General features: G+C 60.8%; 16 protein-coding genes and 1 tRNA gene. 15 read left to right on the top strand and 2 right to left on the bottom strand.

The window, feature by feature from the left end; all coding sequences use genetic code 11:
- The first annotated feature begins 7 nt into the window (after positions 1-7).
- Genes pstC through pstB form a run of 3 tightly spaced genes read left to right on the top strand, consistent with a single transcriptional unit; the run spans position 8 to position 2,716 of the window.
- Positions 8-955: a phosphate ABC transporter permease subunit PstC gene (gene pstC, locus AAXE93_RS02950; RefSeq protein WP_390127966.1), complete on the top strand. Its 948-nt coding sequence runs from the start codon at positions 8-10 to the stop codon at positions 953-955.
- A 1-nt stretch (position 956) separates the two neighbouring features.
- On the top strand, positions 957-1,874 hold the full coding sequence (gene pstA, locus AAXE93_RS02945) for a phosphate ABC transporter permease PstA (RefSeq protein ID WP_390127964.1): 918 nt from the start codon (positions 957-959) through the stop codon (positions 1,872-1,874).
- 20 nt (positions 1,875-1,894) lie between these two features.
- On the top strand, positions 1,895-2,716 hold the full coding sequence (gene pstB / locus AAXE93_RS02940) for a phosphate ABC transporter ATP-binding protein PstB (RefSeq protein ID WP_390127962.1): 822 nt from the start codon (positions 1,895-1,897) through the stop codon (positions 2,714-2,716).
- An 88-nt stretch (positions 2,717-2,804) separates the two neighbouring features.
- Here pstB and AAXE93_RS02935 read toward each other — a convergent pair.
- A tRNA-Ser gene (locus tag AAXE93_RS02935) sits at positions 2,805-2,891 on the bottom strand.
- A gap of 53 nt (positions 2,892-2,944) precedes the next feature.
- On the opposite strand from AAXE93_RS02935, the gene AAXE93_RS02930 reads away from it, so the two are divergent.
- From AAXE93_RS02930 to AAXE93_RS02875, 12 genes are all read left to right on the top strand, one after another.
- Positions 2,945-3,313, top strand: coding sequence for a 2Fe-2S iron-sulfur cluster-binding protein (locus tag AAXE93_RS02930; protein WP_115132669.1), 369 nt, complete (start codon positions 2,945-2,947; stop codon positions 3,311-3,313).
- Between the two features lie 2 nt (positions 3,314-3,315).
- Entirely contained in the window at positions 3,316-4,203 is an 888-nt protein-coding gene (locus AAXE93_RS02925; protein WP_390127960.1) for an inositol monophosphatase family protein, read from the top strand.
- Between the two features lie 22 nt (positions 4,204-4,225).
- Complete coding sequence (locus AAXE93_RS02920) at positions 4,226-5,404, top strand: ATP phosphoribosyltransferase regulatory subunit (protein ID WP_390127958.1); 1,179 nt, start codon at positions 4,226-4,228, stop codon at positions 5,402-5,404.
- Between the two features lie 25 nt (positions 5,405-5,429).
- On the top strand, positions 5,430-5,654 hold the full coding sequence (locus AAXE93_RS02915) for a ferredoxin family protein (RefSeq protein ID WP_006851587.1): 225 nt from the start codon (positions 5,430-5,432) through the stop codon (positions 5,652-5,654).
- 104 nt (positions 5,655-5,758) lie between these two features.
- Complete coding sequence (htpG, locus tag AAXE93_RS02910; RefSeq protein WP_390127955.1) at positions 5,759-7,663, top strand: molecular chaperone HtpG; 1,905 nt, start codon at positions 5,759-5,761, stop codon at positions 7,661-7,663.
- Between the two features lie 79 nt (positions 7,664-7,742).
- Complete coding sequence (gene rpmB / locus AAXE93_RS02905) at positions 7,743-7,979, top strand: 50S ribosomal protein L28 (protein ID WP_006850205.1); 237 nt, start codon at positions 7,743-7,745, stop codon at positions 7,977-7,979.
- A 12-nt stretch (positions 7,980-7,991) separates the two neighbouring features.
- Complete coding sequence (locus AAXE93_RS02900; protein ID WP_390127952.1) at positions 7,992-8,552, top strand: peroxiredoxin; 561 nt, start codon at positions 7,992-7,994, stop codon at positions 8,550-8,552.
- A 52-nt stretch (positions 8,553-8,604) separates the two neighbouring features.
- Entirely contained in the window at positions 8,605-10,095 is a 1,491-nt protein-coding gene (gene ggpS / locus AAXE93_RS02895; protein WP_390127949.1) for a glucosylglycerol-phosphate synthase, read from the top strand.
- Positions 10,092-11,357, top strand: a complete 1,266-nt coding sequence (locus AAXE93_RS02890) for an ABC transporter substrate-binding protein (protein ID WP_390127947.1) — start codon at positions 10,092-10,094, stop codon at positions 11,355-11,357. The genes ggpS and AAXE93_RS02890 overlap by 4 nt, the downstream gene beginning before the upstream one ends.
- Positions 11,354-12,220, top strand: a complete 867-nt coding sequence (locus tag AAXE93_RS02885) for a carbohydrate ABC transporter permease (protein WP_390127945.1) — start codon at positions 11,354-11,356, stop codon at positions 12,218-12,220. Before AAXE93_RS02890 ends, AAXE93_RS02885 begins: the two co-directional genes overlap by 4 nt.
- Before the next feature lie 26 nt (positions 12,221-12,246).
- On the top strand, positions 12,247-13,062 hold the full coding sequence (locus tag AAXE93_RS02880; RefSeq protein ID WP_390127943.1) for a carbohydrate ABC transporter permease: 816 nt from the start codon (positions 12,247-12,249) through the stop codon (positions 13,060-13,062).
- The gene (locus tag AAXE93_RS02875) at positions 13,059-14,051 is read left to right on the top strand and encodes an ABC transporter ATP-binding protein (protein WP_390127940.1); all 993 of its coding nucleotides are present in this window, start codon (positions 13,059-13,061) and stop codon (positions 14,049-14,051) included. Before AAXE93_RS02880 ends, AAXE93_RS02875 begins: the two co-directional genes overlap by 4 nt.
- Here AAXE93_RS02875 and csaB read toward each other — a convergent pair.
- The gene (csaB, locus tag AAXE93_RS02870; protein ID WP_390127937.1) at positions 14,008-15,117 is read right to left on the bottom strand and encodes a polysaccharide pyruvyl transferase CsaB; all 1,110 of its coding nucleotides are present in this window, start codon (positions 15,115-15,117) and stop codon (positions 14,008-14,010) included. The two genes, AAXE93_RS02875 and csaB, sit on opposite strands and share 44 nt — an antisense overlap.
- Between the last annotated feature and the right edge of the window lie 12 nt (positions 15,118-15,129).

Genomic DNA, 15,129 nt, shown 5'->3' with positions numbered 1-15,129 from the left:
TGGATGCATGTCCGACCCGGACAGTCGTTACTTGCTCCGAAGCCGTCCACCAGCGGAAAAGCTGGTGGACATCAGTTTCAAAAATCTCGCCATCGCCATGGCCTCCGTTGTGGCGATCGTTCTGTTCTCAATCCTTGTGGTGGTTTTCCAGGGGAGCCTGGATTCCATGGCCCGCTACGGATGGCAATTTCTGGTCACCTCAGACTGGAATCCCGTGGACGATCAGTACGGGGCCGGAGCCGCGATCTACGGCACCTTGATCACATCACTGCTCGCGTTGATGATCGCGGTGCCCCTCGGTGTTGGCACAGCCATTTTCATCACCGAAAACATCATTCCCAAGCGGATCAGGGACGTGATCGGCCTGATGGTGGAACTGCTCGCGGCGATTCCATCGGTGGTGCTTGGCCTCTGGGCCATTTTTGTGATGGAACCGTTCATCAGGCCTGGGCTGGAACTTCTTTATCAGCTGTTCAATTGGTTCCCCCTGTTCAGCACCCCACCGATGGGTCCTGGCACCATTCCGGCAGTGTTGATCCTGGTAGTGATGATCCTGCCGATCATCACGGCGATCTCCCGTGATTGCCTGAATCAGGTTCCGCCGCAACTGCGCCAGGCGGCCTATGGGGTGGGCACAACCCGCTGGGGAGCCATCATCAATGTGATTCTCCCGGCAGCGATTTCCGGAATCATTGGTGGTGTGATGCTGGCCTTGGGCCGGGCCATGGGCGAAACCATGGCCGTGACCATGATCATCGGAAATTCCAACAACTTCAGCGTTTCGCTGCTGGCCCCTGGCAACACCATCGCAGCGATGCTGGCCAATCAATTTGGTGAGGCGGATGGCTCCCAGGTGTCATCACTGATGTACGCAGCGTTCGTGCTGATTGTTCTCACCCTGTGCGTGAATATTTTTGCCCAGTGGATCGTGAAGCGTTTGAGCCTGAAGTACTGATATGACACAGACGCTCACCCATAACAAAGCCGAGTCAGCATCTGACCTCAGCTACAAGCCCTTTCAACGCAGAAACATCAGCAGCAGGGCGCTCTCGTTTCTGGCAGCCCTGTTTGCCGCGATTGCTGTTCTGCCCCTGATCCTTGTGCTGGGCTACGTGCTCGTGCAGGGGGGCAGCAAGATCAGCCTGGCCCTGCTGACGCAACTTCCACCACCGCCAGGCCTCGAAGACGGCGGAATCGCCAATGCGATCGTTGGAACGCTGGTGGTGACGGCCATCGCTGCACTGATCGCCGTTCCGGTGGGCGTCGGCGGCGGCATTTATCTGGCTGAATACTCCCGTTCGGGATGGTTCGCTCAGTTCATTCGCTTCGGCACCAATGTGCTGGCCGGGGTGCCATCGATCATTGCCGGCGTTTTCATTTACGGCACGATCGTCACCAGTCGAATCCTGTTCGGAAACGCCTACAGCGCCGTGGCCGGCGGCATGGCACTGGCGGTGCTGATGCTTCCCACAGTGATCAAAACCACCGATGAAGGTCTGAAGCTGGTGCCCGACGATCTCCGGCGTGGCGCCCTCGGCGTGGGGGCATCCCGGTTTGTCACCGTTGTTCGCATCACCCTGCCTGCCGCATTAACCCCGATAGCCACAGGGGTTGTGCTGGGCATCGCCCGAGCAGCAGGGGAAACAGCTCCCTTGATCTTCACCGCTCTGTTCTCACCGTTCTGGTCGGATCTGCTTACGCCCGAAGGGATCTTCGCTCCAATCGCGACCCTCTCGGTGATGATCTACAACTTCGCGATCATGCCCTACGAATTTCACAACGAGCTGGCGTGGGCCGCATCGTTTGTGCTCGTGGTGATGATCCTGGCCCTGAACCTGTTCTCTCGCTGGCTGGCGCGATTTGCTGCCAAATAAACCTTTTTCTGCATAAAACAATGACGACTCTTCAACAGCCCCAAGCCACCGAGTCCCACAACGCAGACGTCGCCCTTTCCCTGCAGAACGTCACGATCAGCTACGGCAATTTCGAAGCCATCAAAAACGTCTACTGCGAAATTCCCCGCGGCAAGGTGACAGCCTTCATTGGCCCATCCGGCTGTGGAAAGTCAACGGTGCTTCGTTCATTGAATCGGATGAACGATCTCATCGAAGGCTGCTCACTGAAGGGAAGCATCCTGTTTGGAGGTGTAGACCTATACGGGCCCAGGATTGATCCCGTGGAGGTGCGCCGCCGGATCGGAATGGTGTTCCAACAACCCAACCCATTCCCGAAAAGCATCTACGAAAACATCGCCTTCGGCGCTCGCATCAATGGCTACACCGGAGACATGGATGAGCTTGTTGAGCGTTCCCTCCGCCAGGCGGCGGTTTGGGATGAGTGCAAAGACAAGCTGAATGAAAGCGGGTATTCGCTCTCCGGCGGACAGCAGCAGCGCCTCTGCATCGCGCGCACGATCGCGATTCAGCCAGAGGTCATTCTCATGGATGAGCCCTGCTCAGCCCTTGATCCCATCTCAACGTTGAAGATCGAGGAGACGATGCATGAGCTCAAGAAGAGCTTCACCATCGTGATCGTCACCCACAACATGCAGCAGGCCGTTCGCGTCAGCGACATGACCGCCTTCTACAACGCAGAGGCCGTTGAAGGCGGAACCGGAAAGGTGGGTTACCTCGTGGAATTCAACGAGACCGACAAGATCTTCAACGCCCCCCAACAGCAGGCCACCCAGGACTACGTCTCCGGTCGTTTCGGCTGATCGCCGAGCCGGCCCCAGGCAAGGCCGTGATTGGGCCTTCAGGCCTAGAAAAGGGCAAAAAAAATCCGGTCCTGAAGGACCGGAGAAGCGGAGAGCGAGGGATTCGAACCCTCGATAGAGTTGCCCCTATACAGCATTTCCAGTGCTGCGCCTTCGACCACTCGGCCAGCTCTCCACCGGCTAAATGGGGCAGGTGAGAATGTAGCAGGGCACTGCCAGCAGACCTTCATGCGTCCCAGCCACAGGATCACGATTCACTGGCGCCAGGAGGGTCGCACCATCACCCACGACGTGCCTGAGGGGGACTACATCCTTCACAGCTTCGAAGAGCAGGGTGACCCACTTCCTTTCTCCTGCAGAAACGGATGCTGCACGGAGTGCGCCGTTCGCGTGCAGAGCGGCAGCCTTGACCAGCGCGAAGCCATGGGTCTGTCGCGGGAGCTGAGGGACAAGGGCTACGGCCTGCTCTGCGTGGCACGCGCTATCGGGCCCCTGGAGGCTGAAACCCAGGATGAGGATGAGGTGTACGAGCTCCAGTTCGGTCGCCACTTCGGCAAAGGGCGCGTCACTGCTCGCATTCCCCTCGAGGAGGAGTGAACATGCCGGAATCGATCTGCACCCGTGCCGCCCACGAAGCCGGGCTCACCCCAAGCGATCTGGAGCGTCTTGTCAGCGTGGCCCGCTCAGCGGCCGATGCCGGTGGCCAGGAACTGATGCGCCACTACGGGCGCCTGTCGTCCATCGAAAGCAAAGGCCGCATCGGCGACCTGGTCACCAATGCCGACCTTGCTGCCGAACGCATCGTCTTGGAGCTGCTGGCGGAGCAAACCCCTGAGATTGCTCTGCTGGCGGAGGAAAGCGGGGCAGCCGGTCAGCAGGACGGCCTGAGGTGGTGTGTTGACCCCCTCGATGGGACCACAAACTTCGCCCACGGCTACCCCTTTTTTGCCACCTCGATCGGACTCACCCTGGGCCAGCAGCCCATCCTCGGGGCCATCGCTGTGCCCTTTCTCCAGGAGATGTACTGGGGGGCACCGGGGGTCGGAGCGTTCTGCAACGACACACCACTGCAGGTGAGCAGTTGCGATCGGCTCGAAGACTCCCTGCTGGTCACCGGGTTCGCCTACGACCGGCACACCCGACTCGACAACAACTACGCCGAGTTCTGCTGGTTCACCCATCGCACCCACGGCGTGCGCCGGGGCGGTGCTGCAGCGGTGGACCTGGCCTTTGTGGCCGCTGGCCGCCAGGACGGCTATTGGGAACGGGGCCTGTCTCCCTGGGATCTGGCCGCTGGCGTGGCGTTGGTGAATCTGGCCGGTGGCACCGTCACCGGCTATGGCAATCGACCCTTCGACCTCTCCAGTGGCCGGGTCGTTGCCGCTGGCGCCAGCCTGCATGCGGCGATCACCGAGGGGCTGTCTCAGGTGCAACCACTGCCTGGAGCCGCCTTCGGAGCGCCCGAGGTCACGGCCATGGGATCCTGAGGCGTGGCCGAGAGGACGTGAGATGGCGCTGCAACCTGCAGCTGGCGCAAAGGATCTGAATCCACGTCAGGTGGAGACCAACCGACAGCTGACGGAACGTCTGGCGTCGGTCTACCGCCTCTGGGGCTACGACGAGGTCTCGCCACCCCGGGTGGAACGCCTAGCCACCCTGATGGCCGGCGGTGCCATCGACAGCTCAGACATTGTTCGTCTGGTCGCTGATGACCCCCTCGGGCTACGCCCGGAGATGACGGCATCCATCGCCAGAGCCGCCTGCACCCGATTTGCAGATCGCCAGCGACCGCTGCGGCTCTGGGCCTCTGGCACGGTGTTCCGCACCCGTTCCGCCGATGAGGGTGGTCAGTGCATTGAGGAAAACCTTCAGAGCGGCGTTGAACTGTTCGGCGTCAGTGGCAGCGAAGCGGAGATGGAGCTGCTCAGCCTGCTGATGGCCTCCGTTCAGACCCTGGGGCTGCAGGCCAGCCAGAAACCAAGGCTGTTGCTGGGTCACACCGCTCTGATGGATCTGGTGCTCCGTCCGTTCAGCGGTGCGTTGCGTGATCAGATCCGCACGGCATTGATCGATTTCGACCGGTTGGCCATCGAGGGCCTCGATCTGGCCGACGCTGAGAAGACCAGGCTGCTCTCCTTGCTGGACTGCCGTGGCACCCCCGACCAGGTGCTGACGCAGCTCGGCAGTCTCTGCGGGGAACAGCCGGTCTTCGATGAGCTGCGGCGCCTCTGTGCCCATCTCGCCTCGGCAGCTCAAGCTCAGGCGGTGACGATCCAGCTGGATCCAACCTTTCAACCTCATTTCGAGCTCTACACCGGCCTGGTGTTCCAGCTGATCTGTGATGGCCGAAGTTCACCGGTGGTGATTGCCCGCGGCGGCCGCTACGACGATCTGGTGCGCCGTTGCGGCGCAACGCATGACCGGGCTTTTGGCGCAGGGTTCAGCCTCGCGATCGATCCGATCCGCGAACTGATTTCAGACCTGGATGCTGCCGAGCAGGAGCAGTCCGATGTTCTCGTTGCTTTTTCAACGGCCTCGAATCTGGAATCCGCCATGGAGCGTCAGCGCGGCTGGCACGAGCAGGGACGCACTGCTGTGATGGCCCTGGAACCCCTGGCGTCCAAGCAGGAGGCTGAGCAGCAGGCGAAGGCCCAGGGTGGTCTGCAGCTGGATTGGGTCGATCCTTAGGATCCCGCTGTGCAGCAGGACCTCCATGGCTCATTCCATCGTCACTGACGTTTGCGAGGGGATCGCTGATTGTGTTGATGCCTGCCCTGTGGCCTGTATCGACCAAGGCAAAGGAAAAAACAAGAAGGGCACTGACTTCTATTGGATCAATTTCGACACCTGCATCGATTGCGGCATCTGCCTGCAGGTGTGTCCCGTCGAGGGGGCCATCGTTGCTGAAGAGCGCCCCGACCTGCAGAAGACGCCCTGATCTGGGCCAAGGGACGTAGGCACGAAGGTACGGGGAACCCCCTGAAACAGCCGTTGAGCCCGGGTAAAACCTGTCTCTAGTGTCTGGTTTTTCACAGCAAAGGAATGGCGGTGCTGGAGGAACAGGGTCAGATTCAGATCCACACCGAAAACATTTTCCCGATCATCAAGAAGGCCGTTTATTCCGGCCATGAGGTGTTTCTGCGGGAGCTAGTGAGCAATGGCGTCGACGCCATCAGCAAGCGCCGCATGGCGGCGATGGCCGGCGACTGCAGTGAAGGGGATGACGGGGCCATCCGGATCAGTGTGGATCGCGAAGCCAAAACGCTCACCATCAGCGACAACGGCATCGGCATGACCGCCGATGAGGTGAAGCGCTACATCAACCAGGTGGCCTTCTCCAGCGCCGAGGATTTCCTGGAGAAGTACAAGCAGGAAAACGACGCCATCATTGGCCACTTCGGCCTGGGCTTCTATTCCAGCTTCATGGTGGCCGAGCGGGTTGAGCTGCTGACCCGTTCAGCCCGGCCCGAGGCTGAGACCGTGCGCTGGAGCTGTGATGGCTCCCCGAACTTCAGCCTCACTGCCGCCGAGAAAGACCAGCCCGGCACGGACGTGATCCTTCATCTGATGGAGGACGAGCTCGAATATCTCGAACCGGCTCGGATCCGCACCCTGATCAACACCTACTGCGACTTCATGGCAGTACCGGTGCAGCTGGAAGGGGAAACCATCAACAAGATGGATGCCCCCTGGCGCAAAAGCGCCAGAGACCTGAGTGATCAGGACTACATCGACCTGTACCACTACCTCTATCCGTTCCAGGGCGATCCCCTGCTCTGGGTTCACCTCAACACTGACTATCCCTACAACCTCCAGGGCATTCTTTTCTTCCCCAAGCAGACCGGACGTGCCGACTGGGAGAAGGGGGAAATCAAGCTGTACTGCAACCAGGTGTTCGTCAGCGATTCGATCAAGGAGGTCGTTCCGCGCTACCTGTTGCCCCTGCGGGGAGTGATCGATTCACCCGATATCCCCCTGAACGTGAGCCGCAGTGCTCTGCAAACCGACCGACGCGTTCGCTCCATCGGCAACTTCGTCGCCAAGAAAGTTTCCGACCGGCTGCGGAACCTGAAAAAGGAGGATCCCAAGGCTTATGCCGAAGCCTGGGATGCCCTGGCACCCTTCGTGAAGATCGGCGCCATGGAGGACGAGAAGTTCGCCGAACAGGTGTCTGAACTGATCCTGTTCGCCACCACCGCTGCAGCAGGGGAAGGGGACGACGCCGACCCGATCGCCTGCGATGGCCGTGCCTTCACCACCCTTGAAGGGTACCGCAGCCGACTGGACGCGGATCAGAACAAGCGTGTGCTCTACAGCACCGATGACGTTGCCCAGGCCGGTGCGCTCAACCTCTGGACGTCCCAGGGCGCGGAAGTGCTGAAGCTGGAGACGGTGATCGACACCCAGTTCATCCCCTGGCTGGAACATCGCCATGAGGAACTCACCTTCCAGCGCGTCGACTCGGAACTGGACGAAAGCCTGAAGGACAACGATGCCGAACTCACCGATCAGGACGGCACCACGGAGTCAGACCGACTGCGTGATCTGATCAAAGCGGCCCTGGCCAACGACAAAGTGACCGTTCAGGTGCAGGCCCTGAAAGCCGAGGGGGCACCGCCGGCCATGATTCTTCTGCCGGAACAGATGCGCCGGCTGAACGACATGGGCGCCTTGATGGAACAACGCCTGCCGGGCCTTCCCGAGCATCACGTGCTGCTGGTGAACCGGCGCCACCCCCTTGTGGAGGGGATGCTGAAGTTGCGTGCCGGTGGCGTGCTGGTGGGAGCGGCGGAAACATCGCCGACCGCAAGCCTGGCCGAGGATGTGGCCCGCCATCTGTATGACATGGCGCGCCTCGGCGTCGGGGGCCTGGAGCCCAATGAGCTGGCCGGTTTCCAGACCCGCAGCGCTGAATTGATGGGTGCCTTGATGCAGAGAGGACTTTGACCTGAAGACCTTTTGCTAAATTGGTTGTTTGGAACTGGCTTTTCAGCTCCAAACAACCTCTCAGTAGAAGGACATCGTCATGTCACGGGTGTGTCAGCTCACCGGTACTCGCGCCAACAACGGCATGGCCGTGAGCCATTCCCACATCCGCACCAAGAAGCTGCAGCAGGCCAACCTGCAGCAGCGTCGCCTCTGGTGGGCGGAAGGCAACCGCTGGGTGAAGCTGCGTGTCACCACCCGCGCCCTCAAAACCATCCAGAAGAAAGGCCTAGGCGCCTACGCCAAGTCTCTGGGCATTAACCTGGCCAAGATCTGAGATCTTGAACGGGTGAATCGGCGGGAATTACTAGTCAAGTCCGGCCTTTTCCTTGCAGCTCTGACGCTCACACCCTCGCGGGCTTCGGCCCTCGGGGGTGTTGTTTTGGAAACGGGTACAACCGTGCCTGATTTCGATCTGCCCGGATCCAGTCAGTCCGAACCCGATCGGAAGCAATGGAGCAGCAGTGATCTGCGCGGCCGCTGGCTCGCGGTTTACTTCTATCCAAGGGATTTCACCGGCGGATGCACGATCGAAGCCCGGGGCTTCGAAAGCCTTCACAACGACTTCCTTCAGGCAGGTGCGGAAGTGATCGGCATCAGCGCCGACAGCGTTGACGACCATGAATCCTTCTGTGAGAGCGAAGGATTGAGCTTCCCCCTTTTGTCTGATCCCGACGGGACCGTGAGCAAGGCCTACGGGTCGTGGATGGCGCCGTACTCGCTGCGCCACACCTTTCTGATCGATCCGGACGGAGTCTTGCGTGAACGCTGGGTGGCGGTTCGACCCAACGGTCACGCCCGCGAGGTGCTGGATTCGTTGGTGTCTTTTCAGACCAAAGCCACCGTTTGACAAAAGAGGGCTTTTGCTGAAAGGTGGAGCCAACGAAGCGTTGTTCGAATAAATGGGTGCGGGTCAGAGTTCATTTGTAATCCTCTATCACCGCACGCCGTTCGACGAATCAAAAGACAAGAACGGGAAAAGAATATGGGTCGATCAGAAAAGCCCTAACGGAATTATTCCAACCCTTCGCAACCTCTTCCGTAACTGCGAAAAAGGCACTTGGATTGCCTGGAGACGGGTCGACGATCAGTCGAATGAAGGCACAGAACGGTTTGAGATGGATAATCCTTCGCCGTTTACTCTGTGCCGAATCCCCCTGGAAGATGAACAGATCTCCAGTTTTTATCACATCACATCCAAAGAATGCTTCTGGCCAATACTTCATACATTTCCAACCTATTTCAATGTCAACAACGCGAATTGGAAGATCTTTGAAGAGGTCAACAAACGTTTCGCCAGGGCGGCATGCGCTGAAGCCGCCGAGGGTGCAACGGTGTGGGTGCATGACTACAACCTTTGGCTGGCTCCCGGATACATCCGAGCCGAACGTCCAGACCTGAAGATTGCCTTTTTCCATCACACTCCTTTCCCGGGGAATGATGTTTTCGCCATCCTTCCCTGGCGTGAGCAGATCCTGGAAAGTTTGCTCTGTTGTGATGTCGTTGGCTTCCACATTCCCCGATACACCGAAAACTTTGCCCGTGCCGCCACAACCCTGGTGGGCGCCAAACGTGGGCCCAAAGTCCCGGTGGACAAGAAATTCATTGAGGTCGGAACCGCCCTTTCGGAAGGCACGGTCACCAGTCACCTCGAGCACAACGGTCGCACCATTCAGCTGCTCAGCTCTCCGGTGGGCACCTCACCGGATCTGATTCAGGAATTGTGCTGGAGCCCGTCGGTTGAAAGCCATGGCGAATTGATCGTTCAAGACACCAAAAAAGGCCGAAAACTGATCCTCTCTGCCAGTCGGGTGGATTACACCAAGGGCAACGAAGAGTTGCTGCTGGCTTTTGAACGGCTGTTGGAGCGACGCAAGGATCTGCACGGCCAGGTGGTGCTGATGCTTGCCTGTGTGGCCGCTGCCAGTGGAATGAAGATCTACGAAGACACCCAACGCTCAATCGAGGAGATGGCCGGACGCATCAACGGCCGCTTCAGCCAGATCGATTGGGTGCCCATCCGCTTTTCCACCCGCCGGATCCCCTATGACGAAATGATCGCCTGGTTCTGCCATGCCGATGTCTGCTGGATCACTCCGCTGCGGGACGGCCTGAATCTGGTGGCCAAGGAGTACGCCGCTGCTCGACGCAACCGTGGCGGCGTTCTTGTGCTCTCGGAATTCACCGGAGCCTCGGTTGTGCTGGATGGTGCCGTGCTCACCAATCCCTATTCCAACCGCCGCATGGATGAGGCCATCGAATCGGCGCTCGAAATGGATGAAGACGAGCAGCGCGACCGCATGAGCCGCATGACCGATGCCGTGGAGAGCTACACGGTGAGTGACTGGGCCGAGGAGCAGATGTCTGGCCTGTCGCCCTCCACCCCGCAATGAAACTGCGCCACTGGCTCGTGGTCGGTGCCTTGTCGGTGGTGATGGCCCTGGGTGTTCTGGTGGGATCAGCCTCCACGCGTGCGGAGGAGGTGAGCATCCTCATGCCCTCCTCCTTCACCGATGCCAGTGCCGATCTGGTGAAAGCCTTCAACCGCGAGCATCGCGGCCGGATTCATCTCAGCTTGATTCGCGGTCCGTTGAACACGGAATCGATTTCAGACCTGGCGATCAGCAGTCTTCTGCTCGGTGATGCACCGTTCGACGCGCTGTTGATGGATGTCACCTGGCTGCCGAAATATGCCGCCGCCGGCTGGCTGGAAGCCCTGGAGCCCTGGTTTGATCAGAACGACCAGGAGCAGCTGGTGCAAGGTGCACGGCTGGGCAATGACTACGACGGCCATCTCTACCGCTGGCCGCTGGTGGCCGATGTGGGACTGCTCTACTGGCGCACGGATCTGATGGATCAGCCACCAGCAACGCCCGACGCGCTAGTGGAGGTTGCCGGGCGCCTGGTTGAAAGCCAGACCGTTGCCAACGGTTTTGTCTGGCAGGGGCGTCAGTACGAAGGATTGAGTTGCGACTTCCTTGAAGTGCTGCAGGGCTTCGGCGGTGACTGGATGGACACCACCACCAATGCCATGGAGCTCGATTCGCCTGAGGCAACGGCGGCAGCAGCCTGGTTGAACGATCTGATCAGTAAAGGCGTCAGCCCTTACGCCGTGACCAATTACGCCGAGGCGGAGTCGCTTCAGGCCTTCAAGGCCGGGGATGCCGCACTGATGCGCAATTGGCCCTACGCCTGGGCTGAACTGCAGAAGGACGACAGCGCTGTGAAGGGCAACGTCGGCATCAGCCTGATGGTGGCGCAACCGGGTGAGCGTCCCGGAGCCACCCTCGGCAGCTGGGGGCTGAGCCTGATGCGCCAATCGCAGCACAAGGAAGCAGCGGTAGAAGCGATTCGCTACCTCACCAGCGAAGACGCCCAGCGGCAGCGCTTTCTCAACAACGGCTACACCCCCATCCAAGCGGATCTGTTCAACGACCCGGAGATGCTGAAGGCCTCCCCCGTGCTGCCGGATCTGCTGGTGGCCTTAAACCATGCGGTTGTTCGTCCGCCAACCCCGCTGTATGCCCAGCTGAGCGATGTGGTGCAGCGGGAACTCAACGGCTTGTTCACCGCTGCCGGGTCCGCCGATGAGGCCATGGCCACCAGTCAGCAGCGGAGCCAGACTCTGCTGCGCGCTGCGGGAGCTACGCCATGACGATGCTCCTGGCTGCACCTGCGCTGCTGTTGATCGCGGTGGTGTTCGGCTGGCCGATGCTTCGCTACACCTGGCTGAGCTTCCACGCTGATTCCGTTCTCACCGGCCTCGAACCGGTGGCCAACGGCGGTGCCAACTGGTGGCGACTCGCGGCTGATCAGCGCTTCTGGCTGGATGCCGGACAAACCGCGCGATTCGCCCTGATCTCGGTGGGTTTGGAGTTGCTGTTGGCCCTGGCCATTGCACTGCTGCTGCATCAACGCTGGCGCGGCAGGGGAGCTGTTCGCGCCCTGACTCTGCTGCCCTGGGCCCTGCCCACAACGATGATGGCCCTGGGCTGGCGCTGGATCTTCAACACCCCCTACGGCCCGATCGAGGTGCTGGCACGAAGCCTTGGCCTCAACTCCCTGGATCTTCTCTCCACCCCATCGATCACCTGGCTGGTGACCGTGTTTGCGGATGTCTGGAAAACAACGCCCTTCATCACGCTGATTCTTCTGGCGGGACTCCAGAGCATTCCCGACGACCTCTACAGCGCCTTTCGCCTGGAAGGGGGAACGCCCCTTCAGGCGCTTCGCAGGGTCACCCTGCCGCTGCTGCTCCCCTACATCCTGCTGAGCCTTCTGTTCCGCCTGGCCCAGGCCTTCGGGGTGTTTGATCTGGTGCAGGTGCTTACCGGTGGTGGTCCCGCCGGCAGCACCGAAAGCATCGCCCTCTATGCCTACCTCAACGGCATGCGTTTCCTCGATTTCGGCTACAGCGCCACGGTGATGCTCGCGGGATTCCTGCTGCTCACCGCGCTGATTCTTGCGGGCACGTTGCTGCTGAGGAGCTTCGGTCTGTTGAGGTCCCTCGACCGATGACCCATGGATTGAGGACAAGTGGACTGATGACACGACGTTCCCTCTGGATTGCGCTGCTGCTGGTCTGGTCCCTCGCTCCGATGCTGTGGCAGCTGCTGAGTTCCTTCACCACCGCAGATGCTCTGGTCAATGACCAACTGAGCTTCTGGAGCCGTTGGACGCTCAACAACTACCGCGATCTGCTCAGCACCGATCCACCCTTCTGGCGTTACCTGCTCAACAGCAGCTTGGTGGCTTCCCTCACCACACTGCTCACCTTGATACTGGCCATCCCCGCCGCCTACGGACTGGCAAAGCTGCCTCAGGGGTTGAAAGGAATCCTCCGCACTGCCGTGGTGGGCGCCGCTCTTTTCCCTTATGTCCTGCTGTTTCTGGCACTGCTCGAACTGGCCCGCACCTTTTCCCTCGGCAACAACCTGATCGCCATCGCCATTCCCTACAGCGCTTTGTCGATGCCTCTGGCCCTGCTGCTGCTCACCGCGGCCTTCGAAGCCCTGCCCAACGACCTCGAAGACGCAGCAAAGCTTGAGGGACTGTCCTTGTGGCAGCGGCTGCGCTGGGTGCTGCTCCCCTTGATTGCACCGGCCTCCGCCAGCACGGCAATCCTGGTGTTCCTGTTCGCCTGGAACGAATATCCCGTGGCGCTCACCTGGCTGAGCCGCAGCGATCTGCTCACATTGCCGGTGGCGATGGCCCGAATTGCGGGATCATCCACCTATTCCGTCCCCTACGGCACCTACGCGGCAGCCACCGTGCTCGGTGCCATTCCTCTTCTGGTGCTGGTGCTGGTGTTTCAGCGCCAGATCGTCAGTGGACTCACCAACGGAGCCATCAAGGGATGACACTGCAACTTCGGGCCATCAACAAGCGCTTCGGCGAGCGACAGGTTCTCCACCAGCTCGACCTCGATGTGGCCAACGGCGAATGCGTCGCTCTGCTTGGGGCCAGCGGCTGTGGGAAAAGCACGGCCCTGCGTCTGATCGCCGGGCTCGATCACCCCGATCAAGGGTCGATTCGCATCAATGGTGCGGAGATAGTCAACGTGTCCGCTGAGCGTCGCCGGGTGGGGATGGTGTTTCAAAGCTATGCCCTGTTCCCGCATCTGAATGTGTGGGACAACCTCGAACTGGGGCTGCGCATGCGGGGCGGTAGCGCCGCCACCCGCGATGAACGGATCCGCGGCGTGCTGGAGGTGTTGCAGCTCAGCGGGCAAGCCCGGCAACGGCCGTCACAACTGTCCGGCGGCCAGCGCCAGCGCGTCGCCCTGGCCCGAGCGCTGTTGCGGGACCCCCTCGTTTATCTGCTCGATGAGCCGATGAGCAATCTGGATGCCCAGTTGCGTGAGGACCTGCGGCCTCAATTACGCCGCCTGATGATCGGCGGTGAGCAGCCTGTGGTTTACGTCACCCATGACCAGCAGGAGGCGATGGCGCTGGCGGATCGCATCGCTGTGATGCGCGAGGGAAGGATTGAACAGATCGGAACACCCCGCGAGCTGTACCTGCAACCGGCCAGCACCTACGTCGCTCAGTTCATCGGCCGCCCGCAGATGAATCTGCTGCCAGCCAGCGATGGAGTGATCACCGGCATCCGACCGGACGATCTAAGGCTCGATCCCGCAGGCTCACCCTGCACGATCCTCAGCCGTGAATGGTTCGGAGCCAACCAGATGCTGCTGGTGCGCTGCGATCGCGGCGACCTGCGGCTGGTCTGCCCCGGAGAGACAGCGATCGGGGCTGAGCCACGCATCAGTTGGCCCAGCACTTGTGAGCATCGCTTCGATGCCGTCAGCGGCCGTCGTCTGCCGTCAGATCGGCTGCCATCTGATTGAGAAGCTCGCTGTGCGCTGACGCCTGGCGGCGTAGGGCTTCGGTCTGATCAGGATCGGCTGGACGGTCCACTTCGGCCCGCCAAAGCGTCAGCAGATCATCCACAGAGGGAAGCAAGCGCAAGGGGATGCAGGGCACCGTGGCCATGGCCGCTGCAGCCTCCACCTTCGGGTCGTAGCTGAGGGCAGCCATGGGGCTGTTGGCCAGTCGAGCCAGGATCAGGGCATGCAACCGCATCGGCAGCACCAGGCGCGCCCGCTGCACCAGATCGGACACAGCCTCCAGGGACTGGGGCACCAGGGTTGAGCTGCGCGCTTTCAATCGCGCCGGCAGCAGACCTTGATCACTCAGGTGCTGCAACAGGGGTGCGTCTTGATGGTGATGGAAGGCCAGCCAGATCACCGGCGCATCCAAATCGGCACTGAGCCGATCAAGGGCTTCGGTTAAGCAACGCCAGCCCGCGGAATCCAACAAAGGTGTCGGACGCCAACTGAGCACGATGGCGTCGCCACCAAGCCAAGGGCGCGCTGGCATCTGCCAGACCGGATCGGCGGCCAGCACCATCGGCAGCTTGGGGGCCCAACGCTGGGCCCAATCAAAGGAGATCTGATCCCTCCAACTCGCTGCCTTGCAGAGGGGCAACACCGTGCGAACCAACAGGCGACTGGTCCGACGCCGCAAGGGTCCAAGGCCCTGCCCCCAGAGAACCACCTCGGCGCCACCGAGGCGGGCAACCGTCATCAGCAGCAGGTAGTAAACGAGGCTGCTGAAGCTGGTGCTGTCCTGCAGCAGGCTCCCGCCACCAAGCACCAGAACATCAGCTCTCAGGGCCGCACGAAGACAGCGCCGCAGGGAACGGCGGTTCACCGTCTGCGCCGACGGAGCCAAGGCCAGAACGGGGGCTGGATCGCGGGCTGTGATCAACAGCTGCTGCGGCTCGGGAAGAGACGACACCAGCACCTGCAGCAGGGCATCGTCACCGAGGTTGTGCTCTCCGTAGTAGCCGCAAAGCAGCAATACAGGCGCAGTGGGGCGGACCACGGGCAGCAGCCTGTTCACTCCAGGCATTATCAACCGATT

Origin of the sequence: Synechococcus sp. HIMB2401, assembly GCF_042883245.1 — a bacterium.
GTDB lineage: Bacteria > Cyanobacteriota > Cyanobacteriia > PCC-6307 > Cyanobiaceae > Parasynechococcus.
The sequence above is the reverse complement of the archived record's forward strand: the minus strand, read 5'-3'. Positions and strand labels throughout refer to the sequence as shown.

What these genes read in the sequence shown, in the direction of transcription:
- pstC (WP_390127966.1), top strand. Translation starts at nt 8, where the DNA reads ATGTCCGACCCGGACAGTCGTTACTTGCTCCGAAGCCGTCCACCAGCG.
- pstA (WP_390127964.1), top strand. Translation starts at nt 957, where the DNA reads ATGACACAGACGCTCACCCATAACAAAGCCGAGTCAGCATCTGACCTC.
- pstB (WP_390127962.1), top strand. Translation starts at nt 1,895, where the DNA reads ATGACGACTCTTCAACAGCCCCAAGCCACCGAGTCCCACAACGCAGAC.
- AAXE93_RS02930 (WP_115132669.1), top strand. Translation starts at nt 2,945, where the DNA reads ATGCGTCCCAGCCACAGGATCACGATTCACTGGCGCCAGGAGGGTCGC.
- AAXE93_RS02925 (WP_390127960.1), top strand. Translation starts at nt 3,316, where the DNA reads ATGCCGGAATCGATCTGCACCCGTGCCGCCCACGAAGCCGGGCTCACC.
- AAXE93_RS02920 (WP_390127958.1), top strand. Translation starts at nt 4,226, where the DNA reads ATGGCGCTGCAACCTGCAGCTGGCGCAAAGGATCTGAATCCACGTCAG.
- AAXE93_RS02915 (WP_006851587.1), top strand. Translation starts at nt 5,430, where the DNA reads ATGGCTCATTCCATCGTCACTGACGTTTGCGAGGGGATCGCTGATTGT.
- htpG (WP_390127955.1), top strand. Translation starts at nt 5,759, where the DNA reads ATGGCGGTGCTGGAGGAACAGGGTCAGATTCAGATCCACACCGAAAAC.
- rpmB (WP_006850205.1), top strand. Translation starts at nt 7,743, where the DNA reads ATGTCACGGGTGTGTCAGCTCACCGGTACTCGCGCCAACAACGGCATG.
- ggpS (WP_390127949.1), top strand. Translation starts at nt 8,605, where the DNA reads ATGGGTGCGGGTCAGAGTTCATTTGTAATCCTCTATCACCGCACGCCG.
- AAXE93_RS02890 (WP_390127947.1), top strand. Translation starts at nt 10,092, where the DNA reads ATGAAACTGCGCCACTGGCTCGTGGTCGGTGCCTTGTCGGTGGTGATG.
- AAXE93_RS02885 (WP_390127945.1), top strand. Translation starts at nt 11,354, where the DNA reads ATGACGATGCTCCTGGCTGCACCTGCGCTGCTGTTGATCGCGGTGGTG.
- AAXE93_RS02880 (WP_390127943.1), top strand. Translation starts at nt 12,247, where the DNA reads ATGACACGACGTTCCCTCTGGATTGCGCTGCTGCTGGTCTGGTCCCTC.
- AAXE93_RS02875 (WP_390127940.1), top strand. Translation starts at nt 13,059, where the DNA reads ATGACACTGCAACTTCGGGCCATCAACAAGCGCTTCGGCGAGCGACAG.
- csaB (WP_390127937.1), bottom strand. Translation starts at nt 15,117, where the DNA reads ATGCCTGGAGTGAACAGGCTGCTGCCCGTGGTCCGCCCCACTGCGCCT.